Source organism: Janthinobacterium sp. SUN118, assembly GCF_030397695.1.
Lineage (GTDB): Bacteria > Pseudomonadota > Gammaproteobacteria > Burkholderiales > Burkholderiaceae_D > Janthinobacterium.
In genome coordinates, this window is the sequence record NZ_JAPUBV010000001.1 from 2,085,730 (window position 1) to 2,111,407 (window position 25,678).

A 25,678-nucleotide genomic window follows, 5' to 3' on the forward strand; every position below is an offset into this window, starting at 1 on the left:
AGAATGAAAAGATGCTAGACGAAATTGATTGTTCTGACAAGCCTAGTTTCTGGCAGTAAAAAAAGGTTGCGCGGGGCACACAGAAGCGGGGGCGGGCGGGGGCGGCGATGGTGGGGAAAGCGTCCCGCCGCAGGAGCGGCGGGAGGATAAACTGGCTTATTGCACGACGGTCAGCACGTCGACGTCGATTTCCGGGCTTTCCAGGAAGTCTTTTTCCACTTCGCCGCGGATTTCCACCTGGGTCTTGGCGTCGATCTTGCGGTTCATGAAGACCTTGTCATCGATTTCCACGCGGATTTCCGCCGTGCCGTCGGAGAAGCTGTATTTCTCATTGCCGACCTTGCGCAGCAGGTAGCCGCGCAGTACGACGGCCTGGTCGTCGACGGGATTTTTCAGGATGGCGGCCACGTTCTTCGGCGCTTCGGGACCGCTCGACGGACCCACGTATTGCGCTTGCGCGCCGCCGGCCAGCAAGGCAGCGGCGGCGGCCAGGGAAATGATCAAGGTGCGGTGCAGTGGCATGGTGTTCCTTTCAGTGATGCGCGACGGGCGCGGAGCATGCGGCGGGATGGCGCTGCGCTTGCGCAGGCTCCCGGCATGATAGTGACTGCCTGCTCAGAAAAACACGGCGGTGCGGGGAATGATAGCACCGGTATTGCCATATGGCATGTTCGCCCGGACGGAACCCGTGCTGGCCACGCCATCGTCGAGTTTGCTGTCGATCTGCTCCGCGTAGCCTTCGGGCAGGTTGTCGAAACGGATGCCGTTGCCGGCCCGTCCGCCCACTTCGTCGTTGTACAGGTAGACGGCGCCGCCCTGGGCGCTGGTCATGAATTGCGAGGTGCCGTTGTAGGAACCCGTGATGAAGCCGCCCAGCGCCAGGTGCTGCGGCGCCAGGGTGAATTCGCGCGGCTGGCCGTCGCCGATCTGGCCGTCGCCATTGCCGTTGCCGGCCGAATTGGGCACGTGCACGGTGCCCTGGATATCATCGCCGGGCAGGGCGCGGAACTTGTCCTGGTAGGCGTTGACGGCGGCCGTCAGCGAATTCGACTGCTGGATGATGTTCTTCACCTTGGCGCTGTCGATCAAGCCTTGTCCCTTCAGCACGCCGCCGAGCAGCAGCCCGATGATGACCAGGACGATGGCGATTTCGACGAGGGTAAAGCCTTGCTGGCGGCGTGGAGTCATGGGATTTCCTTATCAAGAGCATGGACCTGCGGGGCAGGTCATCGGCAGTTTACTGCAAATGGCCACGCGCGGGGGGCGCTCCCGTCGCGTTGCCGGTGGCTGTGTCAGTGCGTCGAGTGTGCTTTCTTTGCGCTAATTTGGCCGGCAAGTTCGTCGAGGCGGCGCGCGAGGAAGGCCAGCTCGTGCGGGTCGGTGATCTGGCCGCTCTGGATCAGGCCGCCGATCACGAGGCGCGCGCTGTCGAGCTGGTCCATGTCTTCCAGGATGAACGCTTCCATCTCGCGCACCCACGGCGGCACGCGCGGCCCCGTCGCCAGCAGGCGCAACTGGCGCGCATAGGTCAGGGCCAGCGGCAAGTCGCGCAGCTGGTGCTTCGCCGCCAGCACGGCTTGCGCCATGGCGGGCCAGCGGCGCGCCGGATCGGCCGCGAAACTGGCGGCGACAAACGCCAGCATGATGCGCGCGCGCCGCGGGTCGGCCACGCCTGCATACACGGCGCTGGTGGCCACCAGCGCGTACTGGCTGCGCGGGTCGAGTGCCTGCGCCGTTTCCAGCCAGGCCGCCAGGCGGTCGTAGTCGAGTTCGCGCCATGCCAGGCTGACGCCGGGCTGGTCCTCGAACGCCTGCAGGTACAGCAGCATCGCTTTCGACATGGCCAGCGGTTCGCCCAGGCTGGCCAGGCGCGCCACGGCCGCCGGCGGCGGCGCGGGCAAGGGACGCGCCTGTGGCGGCTCCGCCTGCCGCGCCAGCTGCCAGCCCAGCTGCAGCAGCAGGCTGGCCGCCAGCAGCCAGCGCAGGGCGCGCGGCACGCCGGACCAGGGGCGCAGGGCGGTTCTCATCAGATATTCCGGCGGTAAAAGTCGCACAGGGCGCAGCTGGCCAGCAGGGTGACATAGATGGCCGTCTGCGCCGCGATGTGCGCCGCCGCGTGCCAGCTTCCCGTGGCGTACAGCAGCCATTCCGTGCGCGTGAAATCGTCGAGGCGCGGCAGCAGCAGGGCCAGCACGTCGACGGCGCCCGCCATCGTTTGCCGCGGCCAGGACGGACCCGCTTGCGGGCCGTGCGCCAGCAATTGCAGGCTGCCCACCGTGCGCGCCAGGACATAAAAGCCGCCCGTCGCGGCCAGCGCCGGCAGCGCCTGCTGCAGGCTGGCCGCGCACAGCAGGCTGAAGGCGGCCACGATCCACAATTCTCCCAGCAGGGAGGCGGCCCACAGGGCGCTGGCTGCGGGCGCGGCGAACGCGCTCATCAGCGCGCCGAACAGCACGGCCGGCACGGCCGCCAGCGCCGCGTAGCCCAGCAGCTTGCCCAGCAGGTAGGCCCAGCGCGGCATGGGCAGGGCCAGCAGCAGTTCCAGGCCCTTGTCGGCCGCTTCGCGCGCCATGCTGGTGACGATGAAGGCGGCCAGCAGGAAGACGCTGGCCAGGCGCAGCACGGCCGCCAGCAGGGCCGCCTGCACGGCGCCGCTTTCCGTCAGCGCCAGTTGCTGCAAAAAGCCGGCCAGGCCGGCGCCGGCGCAGGCGGCCAGCACGAATAGCCACAGCAGGCGGCTGCGCAGCGCTTCGAGCACGGTGTAGCGGGCGATGGTGAGGGCGGGGGCGAGCATGGCCATCAGCGGGGCAGCCTTTGCGCCGCCACCATGCGGTTGAACAGGATGTTCGGCGACAGCCAGACGACGAGGTCGTCGAACTCGCCGCCCGCCTGCGCTGCGCCGCTGGCGGCGCGGCTGATGAAGATGTTGGCGCTGGCGGCGTTGCTGCGCTCGTCGATGTGCCGGCCCGCGGGCTGCGCCTGGCGCTGGCCCTGCTCGCTGGTGGCGCCCAGGCCGTTCTTGCCGTGGGACATGATCATGGCGGGAATGTCGTTCAGCGCCGTCGCCTGCACCAGCGCGCCGCCGTTGCGCGTGACGATGCTGATGTCGCGCGGCGTGCCCAGGCTGAACTGCTGCTCGCTGTCGCTGAACGCGGGCGTCACGCTGTAGCGGAACAGGTGGTTCCAGCTGTCGCTCTGGCGCAGTCCCAGGGTGGCCCAGGGCAGGAAGCCGACCCGCTTTTCGCCCGTGCAGCGGGTGCCGCGCCGGTCTTCCAGGCCATTCATGGCGGAAATGGCGGGGCAGGGCAGGTAGCCGTAGCGCAGCGCATGGCCCGTCAGCGCTTCCTTCGCCTCGTCCAGCGCCTTTTGCGTCTCGGCCACCTTGCGCTGTTCCAGCTGCACCGTCAGCGGCGTGACGAGGCCGCCTATCATCAGGCCGACGATGACCAGCACGATGGCGATCTCGATCAGGGAAAAGCCCCGCTGGCGGGCGTGCATGGCGGGGCCGTTCATGGCAGGTTGCGCGCGGCGCGCATGCGTTGGTAGAGGGCGGGCACGGTAATCCAGGTCAATTGGTCGTCGAAGGCGCCGCCTGGCATGGCGTCATTGCCGCTGGCGGGGCGCGAGATGAAGCTGCGGCTGGCGCCGTCATTGGCGGCCGCGTCGATGGCGCCGCGTGCCGCAGGGCGTTGCGTGACGCCGGCGCCGGAGGTGCCGTGGCCGTCCTTGCCTTGCGAGAACAGCACGGCGGGCAGGCACTGGGCGCTGACATCGCACTGCTCCTGTCCCGCCACGTAAATGAATTGGCCGCCGCCATCGCGCCCCAGCACGACGCGGTTGGCGACGGCGGAAAACGAGACGATGGGCGCGCGCGCCATTTCCGGCGTGACGCTGTAGCGCAGCAGCTTGCCCCAGGCGTCGACACCGGCCACGCCCAGCGCCACCCACGGCAGGAAACCGCTGCAATCGGCGTCGCCGGCGCAGTCGGCCGGGCGTTCGCGGCCATCGAGGGCGGAGGCGGCCGGACGCGGCAGGCGGCCATGCGTGGCGGCAAAGCCCAGCAGGGCCTCGCGCGCCTGCGCCAGGGTGGACAGGGTGCGCAGCTGGCGCTCCGCTTCGGCCGTATTGCGGCCGAAGGCGCCGATCAGCAGGCTGGCCGCGCCCAGGCCCAGCACGGCCACCAGCAGCAGCAATGCCGCGCCGCGCTGGCGGCCGTATGGCGGCAGGGGTTTCATGGCTGTGCCTCGGGTGCTTCCGTGACGCTGCCGCTGGTCGGATCGTAGCGCTGGCCCGGTTTCAGCACCACCAGCTGGCCATTCGACAGGCGCAGGGTCAGGCTGCCCGGCGCTCCCGCCTTGCCGGGTGCGAGCTGGTTGTGCGGCTCCTGCTGCGGCGTCTGGTTCAGCCAGATGGTGGAGCGCCCGCTGCTGCGCTGCACCACCCCGTTCAGTTCCACGGGCGGGGCGGGCGGCGGCGGTGGCGGAGGTGGCGGCGGGGCCAGGACGGGCGCGCCGGGCGGCGGCCCGTAGCGCTGGGCATCGAGCTGCGCCCGCTGTTCGGGCGAGGAAAACAACCGTCCCAGCGGCTGTCCCTGGGCGTGGACGGCGCTTGCCGCGCCGAGCAGCAGTGCACAGAGGATGGCGCGGCCCTTCATGGCCGCCCCTGCGCGGGCACGGGGGCGCTGCCCAGGGTCAGCCACAGCAGGCTGCAATCGGCGCTCAGCGTGGGCGCCATGGCTGCCGCGCCGCCGCCCGCGCCATGGCGCTTGAGCATGCAGTCGTGCACGGCAAAATAGCCGGCCTGGCGCAAGTCGCCCAGGAAATTCAGCAGATCGAGCTCATGCAATAAATCCATATGCAGCTGCATCTTGCTGGCGCGCAATTGATACTGGCCCGTGGCCACGGACGACGGCAATTGCAGCAGCTGCTGCGCGCCGATGTCGTAGCTGATCGGCAGCAGCTTGCGCTGTTCCTGGCTCAGGCGGATGGCATCGATCCAGGCCAGGCGGTTTTCCTCGCCGATCAGGCCGCGCTGGCGCAGGGCGAGGAATTGCGGTTCATAGGCGCGGATTTCCTGCTTTTCCGCCTCCACGTGGTTGAACAGGCTGGCCGCCGCCGAGCGCGCGTGGCGCGCCGTTTCCAATTCGTCGGCCTGGCGCTCGCGGTAGCCGATGCTCAGGCTGAGCAGCGCCAGGCTGGCCAGCATGGTCGCGGTAAAGCACAGCAGGGCGCGGCGTATCAGCGCCAGTTCGCCCAGCCACAGGGGCAGGGTGCGCGCGGGTGCGGCGGCTTTTTTCATGCCGGGCAGCGGCGGCTGCTTGAGCGGGCCGCTCATGGCTGCCACACGAGCAAGAGGGTGAAACGGGCCTGGCTGTCGGGCGCCGGCGTGGCGCTCCTGCCGGACAGGGTCACGCTGGAGCGCAGGTCCAGCGGCGCTTCCTCGATCGCCACCTGCAGGCCCGGCTGGCGCGCCAGGGTCTGCGCGAAGGCCGTGATGGCGGCCAGCGCGGCGCGGTAATCGTTGTTCGGCATGTCGACATCCGCTTCCAGGCGCAGCGCCTGCGGCGGCGCGACGGGAATGCCGGCCAGTATGCCGCCGAGCGGCGCGGCGCCGGCGCCATGCTGGGGCGGTGGCGGCTGCTGGCTGGCGGCCGTGCGCAGCGGCGCCGCGCCCGCATTCCATTGCAGCTGGCCCAACTTGACCTGCGGCGCCTGGTCCAGCGCCGCGCTCAGCATGCCCAGCAGCCTGCCCGGTTCGGGTGCCTGGCCGGCGATCATGCGCCCCAGCGTCACGGCCACCTTCATGTTCTGCGTCTGCGCCGGCGCCGGCGGCAGGTTGGCCATGGTGCTGCGGTAGCGTTCCTGGTAGGACGCCGTTTCCTGCCGCAGCCGCTGCGTGCCGGCCGCATCGTTGATGCCGCCGAGCAGATTGATCACGCACCACAGGGCCGCCGACGTGCCGATCAGGGCGCTGGCGCCATACAGCGTCTTGCGCGCGCGCTGGAAGTGGTAGTAGCGGGCCAGCGAACCCGGCGGATAGTGGCTGGGCGGCGGATGCTTGCCCAGCAAGGTCAGCATTAACTGGTCGGCCAGGGCCGGCGTTTGCCGCAAGCCCACGCGCTCGCTGGCCAGCTGCAGGTCGATGAAGTGGTAGGCCACTTCGACGCCGTTGTCGCACAGCAATTCGAGCTTGGCGATCTGCGCGGCGGGCGCCAGGATGACGGTATTGAGCACGTCGCCGCGCGCCAGCATGCGCGTGCTGGTGAGAAATTGCCGCGTTTTTTCCGTTTCCAGCACGATGTTCACGGCCACGCCGTCGAGTGCGATGGTCGCCGTCTGGCGCGAAAAGCGCAACTGGCCCTTCTCGTAATAGCTTTGCCGCAAGCCGCCCGATTGCTGCGTCACGAGCAGCAGGTGTTCGTGCGTGAGCGCCAGTTTTTTTACCAGGGCAATACTCAGCAGGCTGGTCGAATACAGGCCGGCCACGGGAATGCGCAAGTGTTCGAGCGCTTCCGTCCACGGCTGCAGCAGCGAGGGATTGGTCAGCGCAAAGAACAGCACCTGGTCGTCGTGGCGGCCCGTGCTTTCGCGGCCCAGCAGGGCGCTGCCCCGGTAGGGCGTGTCGCGGTGCAGCTGCTGCTTGCGCCGTTCGAGCAGGGCGCGGCCCGCCTTGCCGCGCACGTGGGGCAGCAGCTGGCGCTGGAAGTCTTCCTCGATCAGGTCCGTCAGCAGGTAGGCGGGCACGTCCAGCCGTTGCTCGCGCGGGTCTTCCAGCCAGGCGGCAAAGCCGTCCAGCCCGGCCGCGCTGGCGGGAAAGCACTGGCCCGTGCCCAGCGCGCCGTTGCGCCAGTCGTAGGCGCACAGGGCTTCGCTGGTCAGGTAGAGCAATTGTTTGCGGAACACGGCGGCCTCAGGTTTTGATAGTGCTGATGGTGTCGTAGATGGGACCGAGCACCGAGAGCATGATCCAGCCCAGCAGCAGGCCCAGGATCACCGTCATCGTCGGCTCGATCATGGCTTGCACTTTTTCTATCAATTCCTTCACTTCGCGGTTGTAGAAATAACTGACATTGCGCAAGGCCGTGTCGAGCGAACCCGTCGCTTCACCCACCTTCAGCATGCGGATCACCAGCGGAGGGAAGATGCCCGTGTGCTGGAAGGCCGCCGTCACGCCATGACCTTCGCTGATCAGCCGGGCGGCGCGGCGCAGGCCGGCGGCCACCACCTGGTTGCCGGCGATGCCTTCGGACAAACGGATGCATTCGAGGATGGTGATGCCGGACGCATACATCAGCGCGAAAAACGTGGCGAAGCGGGCCAGGATGATCTTGTGCAGCACGGGGCCGACCAGCCACAGCCGCAGTTTCAAGCCATCCCAGGCATAGCGGGCCGCCTCGCTGCGGCGGATCGCCGCGCGCAGGCCGAAGAACAGCAGCAGGGGCAAGGCCAGCAGCACATACCAGTAATCGATGAACACATTCGACACGGCAATCAACACGCGCGTGTGCAGCGGCAGTTCGCCGCCCATGTTGCGGATGAAGGCCGTCAGCTGGGGCACCAGGTAAATCATCAGGAAAAACGTCACGGCGCACACGACCACGGCGACGACGACCGGATACATGACGATCTTGCGCGTCTGCGAAGCCAGCTCATCCTGCCACTTCAGGCTTTCCGACAGGTTCTTGAAGACATCGGCGATCTTGCCGCTCTGTTCTCCCGCAAGGATCAGGCTGGTAAACGTGGCGTCGAAGATGTCGCCATGCTGGGCCAGCGCGCCCGACAGGGGCAGACCGCCTTCGATGCTCTCGATCAGGTCCGTGACGACTTCGCGCAGGCGCGGGTGATCCGTGCTTTCGCGCAAGTCGTTCAAGCCTTCGAGGATGGGCACGCCCGCGCCCGTCAACTGTTCCATGTGGAAACAGAAATTGATCAGGTCGCGGCGGTGGATGACCCGCTTGCCCAGCAACACCAGATACTGGCCCGTGATCTTGCAGTCGATCAAGTCGAGCTGCATGCGGTGCAGGCGCGCCTCCAGGTCCGGCACATTGGCCGCCTCCATGCTGCCGGGAATCATCTCGCCGGCGGCATCCATGGCGCGGTAGACATATTGCGCCATCAGCTGAGCCTATCCGTCAGGTCGACGACGCGGGCGACTTCCTCGAGCGTCGTCACGCCTTCGCGCACGCGGCGCATGCCGTCGTCGACGAGGGCCTTGAAGCCGGCCGCGCGCGCGGCGGCCTTGAGTTCGCGCAAGCTGGCGCGGCGCGCCGTCAATTCATCGAGATCGGCCGTCATCTTGAGGATTTCCATGATGGCCAGCCGTCCCTTGTAGCCCTGGTGCGCGCAGCGCTCGCAGCCGGCGGCGCGGCAGATGTTCACCGGCGGCGCTTCGGACGCCAGGCCCAGCAGGCGGCGCTCGACGTCGTCGGCGATCGCCGTTTCCTTGCAATGCGGACACAAGCGGCGCACCAGGCGCTGCGCCACGATGCCGATGATGTTGCCGGCCATGATGTCGGGCAGGATGCCGATGTCGAGCAGGCGCGAGACGGAGCCAATGGCTGAGCTCGTATGCAGGGTGGAATACACCTGGTGCCCCGTCATGGCGGCGGCAAAGGCCATTTCCGCCGTTTCGCGGTCGCGGATCTCGCCGACCAGGATGATGTCCGGGTCTTGCCGCATCATCGAGCGGATGCCGTCGGCAAAGCCCAGCTTGACGGAATCGTTGACCGAGGTCTGGCGTATCATGTTCATCGGATACTCGACCGGGTCTTCCAGGGTCATGATGTTGACGCTTTCCGTATTGATATGGTTGAGTATCGAATACAGGGTGGTGGTCTTGCCGCTGCCCGTCGGCCCCGTCACGAGGATGACGCCGTCGGGGCGGGCGATCATCAGTTTGAGCAGGTTCAGTTCCGTTTCGGCCAGGCCCAGCGCGTCGAGCGGGACGATGCCTTTTTGCCGGTCCAGCACGCGCAGCACGAAGTTTTCGCCATGCGTGGTCGGTTGCGCCGAGGCACGGAAATCGATTTGCCGCCCGGAAAACTTGATGCTGATGCGTCCATCCTGCGGCGCGCGCGCCTCGGCGATATTCATGTTCGACATCACCTTCAGGCGCACGGCCATGGCCGGCCAGTACGATTTGTGCAGGCTGCGGATTTGCCGCAGGATGCCGTCGATGCGGTAGCGGATGCGCAGGAACGACTGTTCCGGTTCGAAATGGATGTCGGACGCGCTGTTTTGCACGGCATCGGCCAGCAGCGCGTCGATCAGGCGCACCATGGGCTGGCTGTACTCGTCCGAAGGCGAGGCCATGCTCTGGTAATTGACTTCGCCCGTCTCGATCTCGTGCAGGATGCCGTCGATCGACAGCTCGAAACCGTAATACTGGTCGATGGCGCGCGAAATGTCCGATTCGTTGACCAGCACCGTGGAAATCGTGATGCCCTTGACCAGCATGGCGCTGATCTGGTCCAGCGCAACGATGTTGCTGGTGTCGGCCATGGCCAGTATCAGATTGTCGGCTTGCCGCTCGTAGACGATGGGAAAGACGCGGTAGCGTTTGGCCACGTCCTTCGGGATGAGCTTCAAGGCGATGGCGTCGACCACCAGGCTGGACAGGTCGGCGCTGACTTGCTTGAGGTTTTCGCTGAGCGCTTCGCGCACCGTGGCTTCCGTGACGAAGCCCAGCATGATGAGCAGCTTGCCCAGCGGTTCGCTGCTGCGTTTCTGCTCGATCAGGGCGATGCGCAGCTGGTCTTCGCTGATCACGCCTTTCTGGATCAGCAGCTTGCCCAGTGGAAGTTTTGCTTGTTCTGCCATGTAATGCTTATTCCTGACGGATGATGACGATGGCCGGGTCGGCGGGCGCGGCGGAAGAGGCCGCCGTAGGTGCGCCGCCCAGTTCGCGCAAGCGTGTCTGCACGACGGCGCGGTCGAAGGCGGCCGGCGCCGTTTGCGCCAGGACCAGCGCGCGCTGGTAATAGGTGGCGGCCAGCTTCGGCTGGTTCAGCCGGTCCAGGCCGACGGCCAGGTTGAAGGCATAATCGGGATTGCCGGGCACGGCGCTGTAGGCGCGGAAGAATTGCTGCTGCGCCTCGGACCAGCGGCGCTGCTTGGCGTACACATTGCCCAGTGCAAACAAGACGGGGCCGCTGTCGGGCGAACGGGCCAGGATGGCTTTCAATTTCGCTTCGCTCTGCACGACGTCGCCCTGGCGCAAGCCGATCAGTCCCGCCAGCGCCACGCCATCGTCGGGATTGATTTCGAGCAAACGTACATACAGGGCCGCCGCCTGCGCGCCCTGGTTTTCGCGCTGGGCCACGGCCGCCAGGCCCAGCAGCGCGTCGCGGTTGCTGTCGTCCTGCTGCAGCACCGCTTCATACTGCTGGCGGGCCGTGCCCAGCTGGCCGCCGTTCAGCGCCTGATACGCCTGCTGCACGCCGGGATGGATCTGCGGCGCGGGCGCGTTGCGCAGCACCTGGATCTGGCTGTTGTCCGGCGCCATCACGGGCGGCAGGCTGGGCTGTGCGGGCGGAGGCTGCTGCGCCAGCTGCGCGGCCACGGCCGCCTGGGCCGCCGCCTGTATCAGCGCTTGCTGTTCCGCCGCGGCCGACGGGCTGCGCGCCTCGTGGCGCGGCTCTGGCGGCGCATATTCCGGCGCGGTGGCCACTGCGGTGGCTGGCGCTGCTGCGCCTGGACCGGGCAAGACGAGGATGGGACCGGCGGCGCCGGTGCTGCCCGGAGCGTCCGTCAGCGGCATGGGCACGCCGGGCAGGTTGGCGCCCGCGCCAGGACTGTTGCTGGCGCGCCAGTACCAGTAAGCCATGGAACCGGCCACCAGCAGCAGGATGGCCAGCAGCACGGCCAGGCGCACGGTGGCCGGATCGACGCTGATGGGGCCGCGTGGCGGCGTCTTGCTGCGGCTGGCGCCGGCCGCGGGGCGTGGCCGGGCCGGCGGCGCTTCACTGCGCGCGCGCGGCGCCTCGGGACGCGGTGCCGCGCCCGGCTGGGCCGCGCTGGGGTCAGCTTGGGGCGTGGCCGGCGGCGCGGGTGTTGGCGTCGGTGTCGGTCCCGGTCCCGGCGCCGGTCCCGCTGAAGGCGCCGGCGCATCGGCCAGCGGTTCCAGGCTCAGGGTGCTTGACGGCGCCGCCGGCGGCGCGGCGGCTGGCGCCGGCCGCAATGGCGCGGCATCGGCTGGCGCCAGTGCCAGCACCTGGTCGTACGCTTCGGACGGCTTTTCCAGTTCGTCCTCGTGCAGGCTGTTCTGCTTGGCGCGTTCGGCTTTCTTCAGCGCCTGCATGAGCAAGCTCATGGGACATCTCCCTGCAGGCGGGCCTGCGGCTGGACGGCCGCAGCGGGCTGCCCATCCGAATACGGCTGGGTGTTCAGCGGCGCCTGGCCCGGCAGCAGGTAGCGGTAGTCGCGGTAATCGCCGTCGATGCTGGCATCCTTGACCACCACGGGGCGCATGAAGATCACCAGCTCCGTCTTGCTGCTTGCTTCGTTACGATAGGTAAACAAGTTGCCCACCACGGGCAGGCTGGACAGGCCAGGCACGCCATCCTTGGCATTGTCGATGGAATCCTGCATGAGGCCGCCCATCACGGCGATCTGCCCATTGCCCACCTTCATGATCGATTCCAGCTCGCGCGCCTGGATCACGGGCACGCGGCTGACCACGCTGGCCGTGGCCAGGGCCGGATTCGGATCCTGCACATAGCCGACGATGCGCGTGATGGTGGGGCGCACGTTCAAGGTCACTTCATCGCTGTCGGAAATCTGCGGCGTGACGCTCATGACGAAGCCCACGGGCACGGTTTCCAGCTTCGATTCATAGGTGGCCGGCGTGGTGATGGTGCCGGTCGAGCTGATCACGGCCGGCGTCACCTTGATGGTGAAAAAGACATTGTTGTCGACCACCTTCAGCATCGCCGTCTGATTGTTCAGCACGCTGATCTTCGGGCTGGACAGCACTTTCACCTTGCCGAACGATTCCAGCAGCTGGATGGTGGTGGTAAAACTGTCTTTCAGATAATTGAGCACGAAGAGGCCGGGCGTGGTACCGGGCACGACGCCACTACTGAGCGGGGTAGTGCCCACTTGCTTCTGGGTCAGGCTCAGGCTGCCCGTCAGGCGCGACCAGTTGATGCCTTGCTGGTATTCGTTGCTCAGGCGTACCTCGATGATGGTCGCCTCGATCAGTACTTGCCGCTTGGCGCTGTGCAGCACGACGTCGAGGAATTCGGCGATTTTCTCATGCTGGCGGCCCGTGGCCCGCACGGCGATCAAGCCGCCCTCGACATTGACCACCACCGACGACGGGCTGCCCTTGTTGGCCAGTTTCAGGAGCGGCATGCCGTTCGCATCCGTGGGCTGGGCCTGGTTCGCGCCGGGGTTGGCCTGCTGCTGGCCCGGCGTTGCCTGGCCTTGCACATACTGGCCGCCATTCTGCTGCGGGAGCTGGTTGCCGGGCTGATTGCCGTACTGGCCGCCATATTGCCCGCCATACTGGCCCGGCACAGGCTGGTTGCCGCCCTGGTTCTGGCCCTGTTGGCCCTGCTGGCCTTGCATCGTCGTCAGTTGCTGGTTCAGCTGCGCCAGCGGATCGACTTGTATATCGTTAAGCGTGGTTTCGCGCAGCAAGTCGCGGATATTCCTTTCCAGGCTGTACCAGAAATTATTTTCTGAACGATTCACCACCAGGGTAGTCGAATTGTTATTGCCGTTGCTGCCGCCCTGGTTGCCGCCATTCGGATTGTTTACGTTATTCGTGCCGCCGCCGGCCGTGGAAATCTGCGTGGCGATATTGACGCTGCTGTTGGTGCTGCGCGCCATGTTGACATAATCGATCTTGTAGTTGCGCCAGACGGGCGCGTCGGGCAGCACCAGCAGGTTCTTGCCATCGATTTCGTAGCGCATATCGACTTGCTTGCTGATACGCGCGAGCAGTTGCGGCAGGGTCTGGTTCAGCGCGTTGAGGGTTACGCTGCCGTCGATCTGCGGGTGGATGTCGATATTCATGCCGGCGTCGCGCGCCAGCGCGAACAGCAGCGACTGCACGGGTACCTTGTGCACGGTGACGCTGTAGGTTTCGGCCTTGGCGGCCGGCAGTGGCGCGGCCAGCACGCTGCTTTGCTGTACGGGTTCGGGAATGGCGCCGGCGGGGCGCGGTGCTTCATTGATATGTCCGGGCGATACGGGCATTTGATGCGAAGCACAGCCGGCCAGCATGGCGCAGCAGGCAACGGTGACGCAAGAGGCCAGCACAGGAATAGGGTGTTGAGTCATGAAAAGTTCGCCCTTGGAGTCGTGTTGTGCTTTTGCAATTTTAACCACCATGATCCTCTAAAAGCAATCGTGTGTGCAGCCCCGGGAGGGAATATGAACAAATAAAGTTGGTAACCACCACGTCAGGGTTTTTCCTGGGAAATGGATATCATTTCTTTGCGGATACTGTCGATGTTGCTGAGTAATGGTTTCTGTGGTGAGGTAGTCGTCAATCTCGCCCACACGGCCTGTGCGCTGGCGCGGTCGGCGAAGCTGCCATAGACGATGGCCAATCGCCAAGCGGCGCTTGCCGGCGTGTCCTTGGCCGCATTGGCGCGCGTATGGGCGCTGGTTTTGGCAGTGGCACGCGCACCGGCATGCAGATCTGCCTGTGCCGCGGCAAGCGTGGCGTCGGGCGCGTCGGGCACCTTGGCGCGCAGGCGAAAGACGTGGATGTCGCGCAGGCCGATGGCTTGTTGCGCTTGTTGCAGGAATGCTTCCGCCGTCGCCGCGTCGCTGGCTGGCATGCTGGCGACATGCAGCACCAGCTGCTGCGGTTCTTGCCGCGCCAGCCATGCGCGCGATGCGGCCAGGCTGCTGTCGAGCAGCGGCGTGGGTGCCGGCCGCTGTGCGGGCGACGTTGGCCCTGGGCTGCCCTGGGCGCGTGCTTCGCTGCGTGACGGCCTGCTGCTGGCTGCTCCGGCCGGCGCACTGGCTGTTGCCAGCAGTGGCGCCGCCGATGCCGATGCCGATACCGATGTCGATGCTGGCGCGCTGGCCGGCCTGACGGGCGGCGCCGATGGCGGCATTGACGCCAGTGCTGGTGCTGATGCTGGTGCCGGTACCGATGCTGCGGCGGTGGCCGGCGCCGATATTAATGCGAATGCGGCGCCCGGTGTATGTGCTGTATCCGATGTGCCTGGCGCCCTGTCCGCCCGTGTGCCTGGCATGCTGCCAGCTGCCACGTTTGCCGGCACACCTGTCGGCGCCGGTGTTGGCGGCGGTGCGGGCGCTTGTCCATCCGTGCGCACTGCCGCCGTCGCAGGCGCGCCTGTGCCTGTAGCGCCTGTGCCTGTATCCGCTGCCGGCCGTGCCATCGACGCAGGGGCAGGGGTGCTTGCCGCCAACGGCGCCAGCCATTGCCACAGCAATGCTCCGGCCAGCAGCAGCATGACGGCGATCAAGGCGCGCGCCAGCAGCGTGCCGGCATGCCATGGCGCGGGGCCGAGCGTGCCGAACGGGCTGTCGGCGATCGCCAGGCGCAGGTGGCGCGCCGCCACTTGCTGCGCATCGTCGGCGTACGCGGCCAGCAAGGCCTTGTCGGCGAGGATGTTGATCCTGCGCACGATTCCCTGCGACGCGCGGGCCAGTCGCCGCAGCGCCTGCGGCGTGAAGACGAGCGGCGTGGCGCGGCCGGCGGCCGCCAGCCGGCATGCCAGGTAGTCGCCCAACAGGGAGGGCGGCAGGCGCGGCACGGTAAAGCTGTGCGTGATGCGTTCCTTCAATTGCCGCAGCTGCGGCAGGGCCAGCGTGTGCTCCAGTTCCGGCTGGCCAAACAGCACGATTTGCAGCAGCTTGTGACTGGCCGTTTCCAGGTTCGTCAGCAGGCGCAGCGCTTCCAGGGTGGCCACCGGCATCGCTTGCGCCTCTTCGGCCAGCAGCACCACCTGGCAGCCCGCCGCATGCCTGGCGATCAGTTCGCCGTGCAGGGCGCGCAGCACGGCATCGGCGCCATGGCCGGTCGTGTCGAGCCCCAGCTCGGCGGCGATGGCGTGCATGACCTCGTCCGCTTCCAGGCTGGGGTTGAGCAGGTACAGCACATCGACCGGCGCCGGCAACCGCTCGGCCAGCATGCGGCACAGCATGGTCTTGCCGCTGCCCACTTCGCCCGTCAGCTTGATGATGCCTTCGCCTTGCGTGACGGCGTACAGCAGCGCGGCCAGCAGCTCGCCCCGGGTATTGCCTGGATAAAAGAAGGCGGGATCGGGCGTGATGCCGAACGGGGCCGTGCGCAAGCCGAAATGGGCCAGGTACATGCCGTGCGGCGACCTTGCGGGCTTCATGCGGCGATGCAGTTCAGGAACGCCTGCTCGAGGCTGGCATCGGCCGCGCCGCCGTGGCGCGCGCGGCATTCGGCCGGCGTACCCGTAAACAACATGCGGCCTTCATGCAGGATGGCCATGCGGTCGCACAGTTCGTCGATATCGGCCAGCGCATGCGAGGTGAGCAGGGCGCCGCGGCCCTGTGCCCGCAGTTGCCGCAGCGCCTGCTTGAACAGGGCGCGCGCCTTCGGGTCGAGTCCGCTCATCGGTTCATCGAGCACCAGCTGCGGCTTGCCTGACAATAAACAGGCAGCCAGTCCCAGTTTCTGCATCATGCCTTTCGAATAGTCGCGCGCGGGCCGGCTCAGGGCGGACGGCGCCAGGTCGAGCGCGGCGATGGCCGCTTGCACGGCTCCCTCGTCGTAGCGCACTTTGTGCAAACGCAACAGATAGCGCAGGAAATCGCCGCCCGTCAGGTAATGCGGCGCCTGGAAGCGTTCCGGCAGGAAGGAGATGGGCTGGCGCGCTGCGCTGTGCCGGTGCGGCTGGCCAAAGATGGCGATGCTGCCCAGGTCGGGCGTGCAGAAATCGAGCAGGCATTTGAGCAGGGTGGTCTTGCCAGCGCCATTCACGCCCACCAGGCCGAACAGCTCTCCGGCGCGTATGTCGAGGTCGACGCCGCGCAGGACGGCATTGCCGGCCAGCTGCTTGTGCACGTTGTGGTACTCGATGGCGCAGGCGTTCATAGGGGCAATGGTGGTTGGGGACGGTGAACGACCGCCATTATTGCCATGCGTTCCGGCGCCCGGCAAGTGTTTCCTTGTCGTCTGCGGAAATGCGCAAATATCAAACGATGGAATGTATTTTCTTTAAGAAACAACAGGTTCTGGAATAAAATACCAGCGCACGCCGTTGGCGTGCATCGTCTGTCGAATCTGTCGAGGAGCAAGCATGGCAAGGCCAGAGAAAGTCCGGCTCGGTGAAATTTTGGTGCAGCAGAAATTGCTGACGGAACAACAGTTGGGCCAGGCCTTGACGGAACAGAAGCGTTCGGGGCGCAAGCTGGGGCGCGTCTTCGTCGAGCACGGCTTTGTCACGGAAGAGCAGATTTCGGGCGCGCTGGCGCGCCAGCTCGACATTCCCTACATCAATCTGAAGTTTTTCAACATCAATCCCGAACTGGTGCGGCTGTTGCCGGAAACCCAGGCGCGGCGCTTCCGCGCGCTGGTGCTGGAAGACCGCCGCGAGGGCTTGCTGGTCGGTATGTCCGATCCGACCGACCTGTTCGCGTACGACGAGATCGCGCGCCTGGTCAAGCGCCATATCGAACTGGCTGTGGTCAACGAGACGGAAGTGCTGGCCGCCATCGACCGCATTTACCGCCGCACCGAGGATATTTCCACCCTGACGCGCGAGCTGGAGCAGGACCTGGGCGACGTCTCCGTCGACTTTGGCGCGCTGGCCGTCAATCCGGGCCTGGAAGAGGCGCCCATCGTCAAGCTGCTGCAATCCGTGTTCGAGGATGCCACGCAGGTGCGCGCCTCGGACATCCATATCGAGCCGCAGGAGGGCCGGCTGCAGATCCGCTTCCGCATCGACGGCGTGCTGCATCTGCAGACGGAGGCCGACAGCAAGATCGCCAGTTCGCTGGCGCTGCGCCTGAAACTGATGTCGGACCTCGATATTTCCGAGAAACGCCTGCCGCAGGATGGCCGCTTCGCCATCCGCGTGAAGAACCAGCGCATCGACGTGCGTATCTCGACCATGCCGACCCAGTACGGCGAATCGGTGGTGATGCGGCTGCTGAACCAGGGCGGCACGACCCTGCGCCTGGACGCCATCGGCATGCCGCCCGCATTGGTGGACCGGTTCCGCGCCATCGTGCACCGGCCGAACGGCCTCGTGCTGGTGACGGGCCCCACCGGCAGCGGCAAGACGACGACCCTGTACTGCGCGCTGGCCGAACTCAATTCGGTGGAAAAAAAGCTGATCACGGTGGAAGATCCCGTCGAATACCGCTTGCCCGGCATTAACCAGGTGCAAGTGAACGACAAGATCGAGCTGAACTTCGCCCGCGTTCTGCGCTCGGCCCTGCGCCAGGATCCCGACATCGTGCTCGTCGGCGAGATGCGCGACCAGGAAACGGCGCAAATCGGCTTGCGCGCCGCCATGACGGGCCACCTGGTGCTGTCGACCCTGCATACGAACGACGCCATCAGCACGCCGCTGCGCCTGATGGACATGGGCGTGCCCCGCTACATGGTGGGCAGTTCGCTGCAAGCCGTGCTGGCGCAGCGCCTGGTGCGCGTGATCTGCGAAAGCTGCAGCACGCCGTACGCGCCCACGCCCAACGAATACGAATGGCTGCGCCTGGAACTGGGCGAGCTGGTCGAGCGCAACCAGTATTTCCACGGCAAGGGCTGCTCGCATTGCAATGGCATGGGTTACCGGGGCCGCACGGGCGTCTACGAATTGCTGGAAATCACGCGCGCCGTGGCCGACGCGGCCAACCATGCCGATCCGTCGCATTTCATGAAGGTGGCATCGGCGCAGATGGCGGGCGAGACCCTGCGCCGCCACGCCGTGCAGCTGGTGGTGCAGGGCCGCACGACGGTGCTTGAAGCGATGCGCATCAGCAACCAGAGCGAGGATTGACGTGCCGTTCTTTGCCTACAAGGCGCGCAATGCCAGCGGCGAGCTGCTGACCGGCGTGATGGAAGGCGCCGACAGCGGCGCCGTGGCCGACCAGCTGATGGCGGGCGGCATCACGCCCGTCGACATCAGCGCCACCAAACAGACGGTGACGGGCGCCGGCGCCAACCAGCTGGGCTGGTGGGCCAGGCTGACCGAGAAAAAAGTCACGCCCATGGACGTGCAGCTGTTCAGCCGCCAGCTGTACACCCTGCTCAAGGCGGGCGTGCCCATCATGCGCGGCCTGGCCGGCTTGCAGGAGTCGGCCATCAGTCCCGCGTTCGGCCGCATCATCAAGGATGTGCGCGAATCGCTGGACGCGGGGCGCGAGCTGTCGGCCGCCATGGCGCGCCACCCGGCGGTCTTCACGCCGTTCTACCTGTCGATGGTGCGCGTGGGCGAAATGACGGGGCGCCTGGACGAAGTCTTCCTGCGCCTGTTCGACCACCTGGAATTCGACCGCGACATGCGCGCGCGCGTGAAGACGGCGACGCGCTACCCGACCTTCGTCGTGTTTGCCATGATCGCGGCCATGGTGGTGGTGAATATCTTCGTCATTCCCCAGTTCGAGAAGGTGTTCGCCAGCTTCCACGCCGAACTACCGCTGATGACGCGCATCCTGATCGGCGCCTCGCGCTTTACCGTCACCTACTGGCCCCTGCTGCTGATGGCGGCGCTGGGCGGCTTCTTCGGCTGGCGCGCCTGGCTGCGCACGAAGGATGGCCTGTACAAATGGGACCGCGCCAAGCTGCGCCTGCCGATCGCCGGCAAGATCATCCTGAAGGGCACCATGGCCCGCTTCGCGCGCAGCTTCGCCCTGTCGAGCACGAGCGGCGTGCCCATCGTGCAGGCGCTGACGGTGGTGTCGCAAACCGTCGACAACACCTACCTGAGCGCGCGCGTGGAACAGATGCGCGACGGCGTCGAGCGGGGCGAAAGCATCTTGCGCACCTCGGTGGCGGCCGGTGTCTTCACGCCGGTGGTGCTGCAGATGATCGCCGTGGGCGAGGAGTCCGGTTCGCTGGACGACCTGATGGACGAGATCGCGGACATGTACGAGCGCGAAGTCGATTACGAGCTGAAGACCCTGTCGGCGCAGATCGAGCCCATCCTGATCGTCTTCCTCGGCGCCATGGTGCTGGTGCTGGCGCTGGGCATCTTCCTGCCGATCTGGGACCTGGGCAGGGCGGCCCTGCACTGATGGCCGCGCCCGCCCGCCAGCGCGGTTTTACCCTGTTCGAACTGGCCGTCGTGGCGGCCGTGTTCGCCCTGCTGGTGACGGTCTTCCTCAGCCGCGTGGCCTACTACCAGCAGCAGGCGCAGCAGACGTCCGTGGCGCAGATGCTGGGCGTCTTGCGCACCAGTCTGCGGGTGCAGGTGCTGCAGCTGTACCTGGCGGACCGGCGCGACCAGCTGCCGGCGCTGGCGCGGCAAAACCCGTTCGACTGGCTGGCCGACAAGCCTGCCAATTACCTGGGCGAGTTTGAGCAGCCGGCGCTCGATAAATTGCCGGGAGGGAATTGGCTGTACGATAAAAAAGAACAAAAAATCATCTATTTGTTAAGTAATGGCAATATTTTTTCCCCCACAAGTGTTGATCCAGTGAAATTTAAGGTAACCTTGCCGGGTGCAGACGCCGATATTGAAAAGCTCGCCCAGGAACCCGATATTGTGGTGTGGAAATTGCCGGACCCGGTGGCACACTGAGTCCCGTGCAGCGACAGTTTCATGTTTAGTTTGATGTTTTTAAATTGATTTTGGAGAGCAGGTATGAATAAATCCTTACGTAGTTTCAAAAGCGGCGCCCAGGCAGGTTTCACCCTGATCGAACTGGTGGTCGTCATCGTCATCCTGGGCATCCTGGCGGCGACGGCGATTCCTAAATTCGTCGACATGTCGACCGATGCGCGCGTGGCCAAGATGCAGGCGGCCGCCGGCGCCATCAAGGCCGGTTCCGCGCTGTACCACGCGCAATGGCTGGTCAAGGGCGGCGTCGATACGCCGAAAGTGCAGATGGAAGGCAAGGACATCGACGGTGCGTTTGGCTACCCTGCGGCAACCGCGGCAGGCATCGGCGAGGCTGCGGGCATCAGCAATAAAGACTACGTGATCGCCACCACGGCAGGCTTCGTCGTGACCCCGGATGCCACGCGTAGCACCTGCACGGTGACCTACACGGCGCCAACCGCTGCAGGCGGCGCACCGGTCATTGATATCGCGGCAGACAAAACCACCTGCAAGTAATATTTGAGCAATCTGCAAGGAACGCCAGGCCCCGCGCCGGCCTTCCTTGCGCACCACCAGCCCAACCCCAGGCTTGGCCAGTTGGGCTTTTTTACGGGCCATCCCTTGCGACCAGCACCACAATTCTCGGCATTTCCTGAAGCGCGGCGGCAACAGTTGCCGCGGCAGGCGCGCGCGCGCGGCTTCACGCTGATCGAACTGGTGGCCGTGCTGGTAATGGTGGGCCTGATCACCACCTTTGCCGCTTCCCGCTTCTTCCAGCGCGACACCTTCGATGCGCGCGGCTTTGCCGACCAGGCGACGAATATCGTGCGCTATGGACAAAAGCTGGCGGTGGCGCAAAACCGCGCCGTCTTCGTGCGCATTGACGCCAACAGCGTGGCCCTGTGCTTCGACGCGGCCTGCAGCGCCGCCAACCGGGTGCTGCCGCCCACGGGCAGCAACAGCGGCAGCAATGAAACCCTGCAATATTGCAACGGGCAGCGCAACTGGCTGTGCGAAGGCCGTCCGGCCAGCGTGGCCCTGTCCACCGTGCCCGCCAACACGCCCGGCTTCTATTTCGATGCGCTGGGCCGGCCCTACGCGCTGGCGAACGTCTTCCCCGCGCCATCGACTTTCCCCGCCCGGCTGGCCCTGCGCATCGCGGGCGATGGCGCGGCGCGCAACATCATGGTGGAAGGGGAGACCGGCTATGTGTATTGACATGCCGCGCCCCGGCCGGCGCCAGCGCGGCTTCACCTTGATCGAGCTGGCGCTGTTCATCGTCATCGTCGGCGTGGCCGCGGCCGCCATTCTGGGCGTGATGACCGTGACGACGCGGCACAGCGCCGATCCGCAGCTGCGCAAGCAGGCGCTGGCCATTGCCGAAGGCATGCTGGAAGAGATCCAGCTGGCGCGCTTCACGTACTGCGATCCGCAGGACTCCAATGCGGAAACGGCCACTGGCCCGGCCGGCTGCACCATCCCGGAAGCGGTCGGACAGGAGGCGGGCGGCGTGCCGCGGCCGTTCGACAATGTCAACGATTATGTGGCCGCGTACGGTACGGCCACGGCTTACACGACGGATGCTCAGGGCACTGCCTGGGTGCCCGGCGCCGGCCAGCCGTATACGGCCTGGGTGACGATCACGCCGGCCGCCCTGAACGGCATCGCCGCCACCGAGAGCCTGCGCATCGAGGTCAGGGTGCCGTATGCCGACCAGCAGATCGTGCTCGACGGCTATCGCGTGCGTTATGCGCCGAACAGCATCCCATGAGACATTTTCCGCTTCCCTTCCGCCGCGCGCGCGGCTTTACCCTGGTGGAGATGGTCATCGTGATCGTCATCATGGGCATCATCGGCGCCATGGTGGCCGTCTTCATCCGCGTGCCCGTGCAAGGCTACGTGGATGCCACGGCCCGCGCGGCCCTGGCCGATACGGCCGATACGGCGGCGCGCCGCCTCACGCGCGACGTGCGCCTGGCGCTGCCCAACAGCGTGCGCGTGTCGGCCGATGGCCAGTTCCTGGAATTGCTGCTGACCAAGACGGGCGGGCGCTACCTGAGCGACGGCGATCCGCCTGGCCTGGGCGACGTGCTGGGCTTCGACCCGGACAGGACATATACGGGCAGCTTCACCATCATCGGCGCCGCGCCGGCCGATGCGCTGGGCACGCGCCAGGCCATCGCCGTGGGCGACCATATCGTCGTGTATAACCTGGGCCAGTTGTACGGGCCGAACAATGCCTATGCGTGCAGCGCCGCGAATGGCTGCAACCGGGCGCAGGTCACGGCCGTGGCGGGCAGCCTCGTCACGCTCGGCAGCTATCCGTTCGCCGCCAGCCCGGCGCCGCAGCCCTCGCCATCGAACCGCTTCCAGGTGGTGACGACGCCCGTCACCTACGCCTGCGACACGCAGCGGGGCACGCTGACGCGCTACGCCGGCTACGCCATCGCGGCGACCCAGCCGCTCAGCGAGACGGCCGCGCCATTGGCGGGCGCGCAGGCGGCCCTGCTGGCGCGCCAGGTGGCCGCTTGCAGTTTCAACTACACCGTGCTGGCGAATGTGCAGCGGGGCCTGGTGAATGTCAGCCTGAGCCTGGGCGCGGCGAACAGCAACACGGGCGTCGTGCGCCTGGTGCAGCAGGTACAAGCGAGGAATACGCCATGAAGCACGTGTCCGTTCCGGGCTTGCGCGCGCGCCGCATGCGCGGCTTCAGCCTCGTCACGGCCATTTTCCTGCTGGTCGTGCTGGCCGGTCTGGCGGCCGTGATGGTGAATGTCTCCACCTTCCAGCAGACGGAGTCGGCCATGGACGTGCAGGGCGTGCGCGCCGAGCAGGCTGCGCGCGCGGGCCTCGAGTGGGGCTTGCAGCGGCAGCTGGCCGCCGGCCTGGCGCCCGGTGCGGCCTGCATCGCGCCCGCCGCGTTTACCTTGTCCGCGGGCACGACGCTGTCCGCGTTTACCGTCAGCGTGCAATGCACCACGGCCACGGGACCGGGCACGCTGGCCAACTGGACCATCACGGCCACGGCGTGCAACCAGCCGGCCGCGGCCGCGCCGCGCTGCCCGAACCCGGGCAACAACGCCGATTACGTGCAGCGCCGCCTGCAAGCCGTGCTGTCGCTGTGAGGGTTTGCTGACAAAAAAAGATCGCTAATTTGTTGTTTTTACACAATAAAGTTGGTTTCATGAATTAAAATTGGTTTGCTGCATTATCTGCGCGACAAGATCGGGCAGGCACTTACACTGGATAGTACGCATGGGTTTATTCGCTAGAGCAAAAAAATACGATGGATGGCTGGCGACGGCGTTTGGCCGTGAAGGCGTCAGCGCCGTCGTCGTCGAGCGTCCCGCCGGCGCCATGCCGCGCGTGCTGGGCGCCAGCTACCAGGCGGCCGAGCGTCCCGCCCCGGCCGAGGCGCTGGAAAAACTGGGCAAGGACTTGCAGGCGGCCACGCGCCACTGCACCACCGTGCTGGCCGGCGGCGAATACCAGTTGCTGTCGCTGGAAGCGCCGGCCGTGCCGCGCGAGGAATTGAAGACGGCCGTGGGCTGGCGCCTGAAGGACATGCTGGACTTTCCCCTGGCCGAGGCCACCATCGACGTGTTCGATATCCCCGGCGACCCGAACGGCGTGCAGCGCGGCAGCAGCGTGTTTGCCGTCGCCGCGCGCAACGCTGCCGTGTCGCGGCGCCAGGCGCTGTATGCGCAATGCAAGCTCGGCCTGTCCGTGATCGATATCCCGGAAATGGCCCAGCGCAATATCGCCACCTTGCTGGAAACGCCGGGCCGCGGCATCGCCGTGCTGTCCTTCGACGGCGACGGCGGCTTGCTGACGATGAGCTTCAATGGCGAGCTGTACCAGGCCCGCCGCATCGACGTGAACCTGGCGCAATTGCAGTCGCCCGAGGCCAGCCAGTACTACGACCGCGTCACCCTGGAGCTGCAGCGCTCGTTCGACCATTTCGACCGCCAGTTCCACTTCATTTCCCTCTCGCGCCTGATGCTGATGACGGGCGCCAGCGAGGGCTTGCACGGCTACCTGGCCGACAATCTCTACATGCCCGTCGAACGGCTGGACCTGGCCAGCGTGCTGGACCTGAGCCAGGTTGCCGAACTGCGCGACCCGGCCATGCAGGCGCGCTACTTCCTGGCGCTGGGCGCCGCCTTGCGCGAGCAGGGCAAGAGCGAAGGGAAGGGCGCATGAGCCAGCAGATCAATCTGTTCAACCCCCAGTTCGAACAGAAAAAACACCAGATGTCGGCGCGCGCGGCGGGCCAGATCCTCGGCGTCATGACGCTGGGCTTGCTGGGCTTGAGCGTGCTGGGCCAGCGTTCGCTGGCGGACCTGGAACAGCGCGAGGCGGGCGTCAAGACGGCGCTGGCGCAAGCGGAGGCAAAGCGCGACCAGGCCTTGCGTGATTTTCCTCCGCGCAAGAAAGACCCGGCGCTGGCGCAGCAGGTGGAAGCGGCCGAGGCGCAGCGCCAGTTGCTGCAGGATGCCTCCGCCGTGCTGGCCAGCGGCGAACTGGGTAATACCCTGGGCTATGCCGGCTATTTCCGCGCGCTGGCACAAGCGAGGGTGGAAGGCGTGTGGCTGACGGGCATCGACATCGCCGGCGCCGGCAATGCCATCGGCTTGCAGGGCCGCGCCTTGCACGCGGCGCTGTTGCCCGCGTACATCACGCGCCTGGGCCAGCAGGAAATGCTGAAGGGCAAGACCTTTGCCAGCCTCGATATCGGCCCGCCGGACGAGCCGGCGCCCACGCAGGGCAAGGCGCCGGCACAGCCGTATGTGGCGTTCAGCCTGCAATCGGCGGCCAGCGCTCCAGGTCCGGCTCCGGCCGTGGCCGCCCCGCCAGCGGGAGGGATGCGCTGATGCTGCCGCTGCTGAAGAAATGGGCTGCGGCCTTCGATGCGCTGAGCCTGCGCGAGCGGGTGATGGTCTTTGGCGCGGGCGCCGCCGCCGTGCTGTTCGTGTTTTATTTCATGTCCTTCAGTCCCTTGCTCGCCCAGCGGGCAGCGCTCGACGCGAGCATGGCGCAAAAGCAAAGTCTGCTGACCGCCGTGGACAAGGAAATCGAACTCACCATGCTGGCCAACGCCACCGATCCCGACCGGGATGCGCGCGCCCGCCTGACGGCCGTGCTGGCGGAAACGGACACCTTGAAGGATGGTCTGCGCCAGAAACAGCATGGCCTGGTGGCGCCCGAACGCATGGTCACCTTGCTCGAGCATTTGTTGCGCCAGCATGCGCGGCTGCGCGTCGTGTCGCTGAAAACCTTGCCTGGCGACAGCGTGGGCACGCCTGCGGCAGCGGCGCAGCCGGCCGATGCGGCCGCCAAGGCGGACGCGGCCAAGGCGCCAGCCGCCTTGCTGCACCGGCATGGCGTGGAAGTGGTGTTGCAAGGCAGCTATGCGGACATGCTGCAATACATGCAGGCGCTGCAAGCGATGCCGACCCGCGTGTTCTGGGGCAAGGCCCACCTGGCGGCGGAAAGCTATCCCGACGCCACCCTGACCCTGACTTTATATACCCTCAGCATGGATGACACATGGATCGCACTCTGACGACAGCGACCACTGGCCGCGCGCTGCTGGCGTCGCTAGTGGTGCTGAGCCTGGCCTGGGGCGGCGCGCAGGCGCAGGCTCTGGACGACCCCACGCGTCCGCCCGCGGCCCTGTGGGCGCCCGCGGGCGCCGCAGCCGTGGCTCCGGCGCGGCCGCAGCTGCAGTCGGTGCTCATTTCCAGCAAGCCGGGCGGGCGCCGCGTGGCCGTCATCGATGGCCAGGTGGTGCGCGTCGGCAGCAAGGTGGGCGACGCCGTGGTGACGGATATCCGCGACACGGCCGTGCTGCTGCGGCGCGGCAAATCGCTGGAAACCTTCAAGCTGTATCCGGACAGCAAGACCGACAAGATGACCGACCGCAAGACCGACCGCAAGCAGGAGTAGACG

Annotated in this window: 27 protein-coding genes; 12 read left to right on the forward strand and 15 right to left on the reverse strand. The window is 66.5% G+C overall.

The genetic code is table 11. The annotated features are described in order from the left end of the window. Window positions 1-156: 156 nt before the first annotated feature. The 15 genes from O0880_RS09405 to O0880_RS09475 all read right to left on the reverse strand — a co-directional run bounded on the left by O0880_RS09405 (window position 157) and on the right by O0880_RS09475 (window position 16,053). Complete coding sequence (locus O0880_RS09405) at window positions 157-522, reverse strand: NirD/YgiW/YdeI family stress tolerance protein (protein WP_071323169.1); 366 nt, start codon at window positions 520-522, stop codon at window positions 157-159. Between the two features lie 93 nt (window positions 523-615). Next, window positions 616-1,188, reverse strand: coding sequence for a prepilin-type N-terminal cleavage/methylation domain-containing protein (locus tag O0880_RS09410; RefSeq protein WP_289886150.1), 573 nt, complete (start codon window positions 1,186-1,188; stop codon window positions 616-618). Window positions 1,189-1,292: 104 nt separating this feature from the next. Beyond that, window positions 1,293-2,027 carry a hypothetical protein gene (locus O0880_RS09415; protein WP_289886151.1) on the reverse strand — a complete coding sequence of 245 codons (735 nt, stop codon included), beginning with the start codon at window positions 2,025-2,027 and terminating at the stop codon, window positions 1,293-1,295. After that, window positions 2,027-2,800 carry an ABC transporter permease subunit gene (locus O0880_RS09420; protein WP_289886152.1) on the reverse strand — a complete coding sequence of 258 codons (774 nt, stop codon included), beginning with the start codon at window positions 2,798-2,800 and terminating at the stop codon, window positions 2,027-2,029. Before O0880_RS09420 ends, O0880_RS09415 begins: the two co-directional genes overlap by 1 nt. After that, on the reverse strand, window positions 2,800-3,513 hold the full coding sequence (locus O0880_RS09425; protein WP_289886153.1) for a type II secretion system protein: 714 nt from the start codon (window positions 3,511-3,513) through the stop codon (window positions 2,800-2,802). Before O0880_RS09425 ends, O0880_RS09420 begins: the two co-directional genes overlap by 1 nt. Continuing rightward, window positions 3,510-4,235: a hypothetical protein gene (locus O0880_RS09430; RefSeq protein ID WP_289886154.1), complete on the reverse strand. Its 726-nt coding sequence runs from the start codon at window positions 4,233-4,235 to the stop codon at window positions 3,510-3,512. The genes O0880_RS09425 and O0880_RS09430 overlap by 4 nt, the downstream gene beginning before the upstream one ends. Then, a complete protein-coding gene (locus O0880_RS09435; protein WP_289886155.1) occupies window positions 4,232-4,654 on the reverse strand; it encodes a hypothetical protein in 423 nt (140 codons plus the stop codon). Before O0880_RS09435 ends, O0880_RS09430 begins: the two co-directional genes overlap by 4 nt. Beyond that, the gene (locus tag O0880_RS09440) at window positions 4,651-5,334 is read right to left on the reverse strand and encodes a hypothetical protein (RefSeq protein WP_289886156.1); all 684 of its coding nucleotides are present in this window, start codon (window positions 5,332-5,334) and stop codon (window positions 4,651-4,653) included. The genes O0880_RS09435 and O0880_RS09440 overlap by 4 nt, the downstream gene beginning before the upstream one ends. Continuing rightward, entirely contained in the window at window positions 5,331-6,902 is a 1,572-nt protein-coding gene (locus tag O0880_RS09445; RefSeq protein WP_289886157.1) for a hypothetical protein, read from the reverse strand. The genes O0880_RS09440 and O0880_RS09445 overlap by 4 nt, the downstream gene beginning before the upstream one ends. Window positions 6,903-6,909: 7 nt before the next feature. Next, window positions 6,910-8,115 carry a type II secretion system F family protein gene (locus O0880_RS09450; protein ID WP_071323177.1) on the reverse strand — a complete coding sequence of 402 codons (1,206 nt, stop codon included), beginning with the start codon at window positions 8,113-8,115 and terminating at the stop codon, window positions 6,910-6,912. Next, window positions 8,115-9,818, reverse strand: a complete 1,704-nt coding sequence (locus O0880_RS09455) for an ATPase, T2SS/T4P/T4SS family (RefSeq protein ID WP_289886158.1) — start codon at window positions 9,816-9,818, stop codon at window positions 8,115-8,117. Before O0880_RS09455 ends, O0880_RS09450 begins: the two co-directional genes overlap by 1 nt. Before the next feature lie 7 nt (window positions 9,819-9,825). Further along, window positions 9,826-11,310 carry a tetratricopeptide repeat protein gene (locus tag O0880_RS09460; protein ID WP_289886160.1) on the reverse strand — a complete coding sequence of 495 codons (1,485 nt, stop codon included), beginning with the start codon at window positions 11,308-11,310 and terminating at the stop codon, window positions 9,826-9,828. Then, window positions 11,307-13,286, reverse strand: a complete 1,980-nt coding sequence (locus O0880_RS09465; protein WP_289886161.1) for a secretin N-terminal domain-containing protein — start codon at window positions 13,284-13,286, stop codon at window positions 11,307-11,309. The genes O0880_RS09460 and O0880_RS09465 overlap by 4 nt, the downstream gene beginning before the upstream one ends. Window positions 13,287-13,408: 122 nt before the next feature. After that, a complete protein-coding gene (locus O0880_RS09470; RefSeq protein ID WP_289886162.1) occupies window positions 13,409-15,328 on the reverse strand; it encodes an AAA family ATPase in 1,920 nt (639 codons plus the stop codon). Further along, the gene (locus tag O0880_RS09475; protein ID WP_071323180.1) at window positions 15,325-16,053 is read right to left on the reverse strand and encodes an ABC transporter ATP-binding protein; all 729 of its coding nucleotides are present in this window, start codon (window positions 16,051-16,053) and stop codon (window positions 15,325-15,327) included. The genes O0880_RS09470 and O0880_RS09475 overlap by 4 nt, the downstream gene beginning before the upstream one ends. Window positions 16,054-16,258: 205 nt before the next feature. On the opposite strand from O0880_RS09475, the gene O0880_RS09480 reads away from it, so the two are divergent. The 12 genes from O0880_RS09480 to O0880_RS09535 all read left to right on the forward strand — a co-directional run bounded on the left by O0880_RS09480 (window position 16,259) and on the right by O0880_RS09535 (window position 25,675). Then, window positions 16,259-17,962 carry a GspE/PulE family protein gene (locus tag O0880_RS09480; protein ID WP_071323181.1) on the forward strand — a complete coding sequence of 568 codons (1,704 nt, stop codon included), beginning with the start codon at window positions 16,259-16,261 and terminating at the stop codon, window positions 17,960-17,962. Between the two features lies 1 nt (window position 17,963). Next, complete coding sequence (locus O0880_RS09485; RefSeq protein ID WP_071323182.1) at window positions 17,964-19,199, forward strand: type II secretion system F family protein; 1,236 nt, start codon at window positions 17,964-17,966, stop codon at window positions 19,197-19,199. Beyond that, entirely contained in the window at window positions 19,199-19,705 is a 507-nt protein-coding gene (locus O0880_RS09490; RefSeq protein WP_289886163.1) for a type II secretion system protein, read from the forward strand. Before O0880_RS09485 ends, O0880_RS09490 begins: the two co-directional genes overlap by 1 nt. A 63-nt stretch (window positions 19,706-19,768) precedes the next feature. After that, entirely contained in the window at window positions 19,769-20,242 is a 474-nt protein-coding gene (locus O0880_RS09495; protein ID WP_071323184.1) for a type II secretion system protein, read from the forward strand. A 105-nt stretch (window positions 20,243-20,347) separates the two neighbouring features. Next, window positions 20,348-20,944: a type II secretion system protein gene (locus tag O0880_RS09500; RefSeq protein ID WP_289886164.1), complete on the forward strand. Its 597-nt coding sequence runs from the start codon at window positions 20,348-20,350 to the stop codon at window positions 20,942-20,944. After that, on the forward strand, window positions 20,934-21,497 hold the full coding sequence (locus O0880_RS09505) for a type II secretion system protein (RefSeq protein WP_071323185.1): 564 nt from the start codon (window positions 20,934-20,936) through the stop codon (window positions 21,495-21,497). The genes O0880_RS09500 and O0880_RS09505 overlap by 11 nt, the downstream gene beginning before the upstream one ends. Next, window positions 21,494-22,390, forward strand: a complete 897-nt coding sequence (locus O0880_RS09510) for a prepilin-type N-terminal cleavage/methylation domain-containing protein (protein ID WP_289886166.1) — start codon at window positions 21,494-21,496, stop codon at window positions 22,388-22,390. Before O0880_RS09505 ends, O0880_RS09510 begins: the two co-directional genes overlap by 4 nt. Next, entirely contained in the window at window positions 22,387-22,851 is a 465-nt protein-coding gene (locus tag O0880_RS09515; RefSeq protein ID WP_289886167.1) for an agglutinin biogenesis protein MshP, read from the forward strand. Before O0880_RS09510 ends, O0880_RS09515 begins: the two co-directional genes overlap by 4 nt. A 130-nt stretch (window positions 22,852-22,981) precedes the next feature. Continuing rightward, window positions 22,982-23,929, forward strand: coding sequence for an agglutinin biogenesis protein MshI (locus tag O0880_RS09520; protein WP_289886168.1), 948 nt, complete (start codon window positions 22,982-22,984; stop codon window positions 23,927-23,929). After that, a complete protein-coding gene (locus O0880_RS09525; RefSeq protein WP_289886169.1) occupies window positions 23,926-24,600 on the forward strand; it encodes a PilN domain-containing protein in 675 nt (224 codons plus the stop codon). The genes O0880_RS09520 and O0880_RS09525 overlap by 4 nt, the downstream gene beginning before the upstream one ends. Next, the gene (gspM, locus tag O0880_RS09530) at window positions 24,600-25,292 is read left to right on the forward strand and encodes a type II secretion system protein GspM (RefSeq protein ID WP_289886170.1); all 693 of its coding nucleotides are present in this window, start codon (window positions 24,600-24,602) and stop codon (window positions 25,290-25,292) included. Before O0880_RS09525 ends, gspM begins: the two co-directional genes overlap by 1 nt. Further along, window positions 25,277-25,675, forward strand: coding sequence for an MSHA biogenesis protein MshK (locus tag O0880_RS09535; RefSeq protein ID WP_289886171.1), 399 nt, complete (start codon window positions 25,277-25,279; stop codon window positions 25,673-25,675). The genes gspM and O0880_RS09535 overlap by 16 nt, the downstream gene beginning before the upstream one ends. Window positions 25,676-25,678 lie beyond the last annotated feature (3 nt).